The organism is Oleiphilus sp. HI0061 (genome assembly GCF_001635675.1).
Window position 1 is genome coordinate 1 of the sequence record NZ_LWFE01001744.1, and the last position, 915, is coordinate 915.

A 915-nucleotide genomic window follows, 5' to 3' on the forward strand; every position below is an offset into this window, starting at 1 on the left:
ATGGCCCATTACGAATCGGTTTAAATACAGGTTCTCTTTGGGGAAGCACCGACGTTACCGGAATATGGGGCATTCACAGTTCATTTTGGAGTCAGTTTGATGAAGCAGTGATCTCAATGCATGTTGGCGGAAACCCTCAAGATAACACTTCTGACTTCTTCGCATGATCCATTGCAACAAGCTCAACAACTGGCACGTTTGATTACAATCAAAGCTACGGAAATGGTGGCGGCTTATCTAACTTTATGCTTTGGGGAAGAAACACGGGTAACACAGTTGAGACTCCCGAGCCAGGCAGCATAGCTTTACTTGCTCTAGGCTTACTAGGTTTAGGTTTCTCTAGAAAGCTCTCTCAGCAGTAATAGTAAAAAATACGTTCTGGGTATTGATTACCCAGAAACACCTTACTTCTTACCCTCATAGATGACACCAGCACTGAGAATCACCAGATCAAGCTCTACGATAAACTAAAGATTGAGCTCACCGAAACTCTTATTGAAGTCCCTTAACTGATCATCTCCCCGGTCATACTCCGCCTGCCATAAAAGATCTTTATAATCTGATAGGACACGCTCTATAGATCGACTTAACTCATCGAAGTCTCCGTCCGCGACATAGATGGCCGCACGTACAATTCGATTTGTTACACGCCAATTTGTTTTAACAAACAAGGCCTCAATTTCATCTTTGGCCAGCAACCACTGCTTGCCAAAATCTCGCTCTAACTTATTTTGAATATCACCCAACAACTGCATTTCCACCTCACGAGGTTTGATTAAAAAGTGTCAGTTAAACCTCACTTAGCTACCAAGGCAGAACATCCCCATTTGAATGCCAGAACGTACCAGTATTCGTAAGATTCAACTCATCTACTCTCTGAGCTAAACGCTCAGCAGCTTGATCAGGGGTAATGTC

The 915-nt window shown here is 43.4% G+C and carries 2 protein-coding genes; one reads left to right on the plus strand and one right to left on the minus strand.

The window, feature by feature from the left end:
* The first annotated feature begins 245 nt into the window (after nucleotides 1–245).
* The gene (locus A3735_RS32730) at nucleotides 246–362 is read left to right on the plus strand and encodes a PEP-CTERM sorting domain-containing protein (protein WP_082865496.1); all 117 of its coding nucleotides are present in this window, start codon (nucleotides 246–248) and stop codon (nucleotides 360–362) included.
* Nucleotides 363–467: 105 nt separating this feature from the next.
* Here A3735_RS32730 and A3735_RS26720 read toward each other — a convergent pair whose 3' ends face one another.
* On the minus strand, nucleotides 468–755 hold the full coding sequence (locus A3735_RS26720) for a hypothetical protein (RefSeq protein WP_068511245.1): 288 nt from the start codon (nucleotides 753–755) through the stop codon (nucleotides 468–470).
* Nucleotides 756–915: the final 160 nt, after the last annotated feature.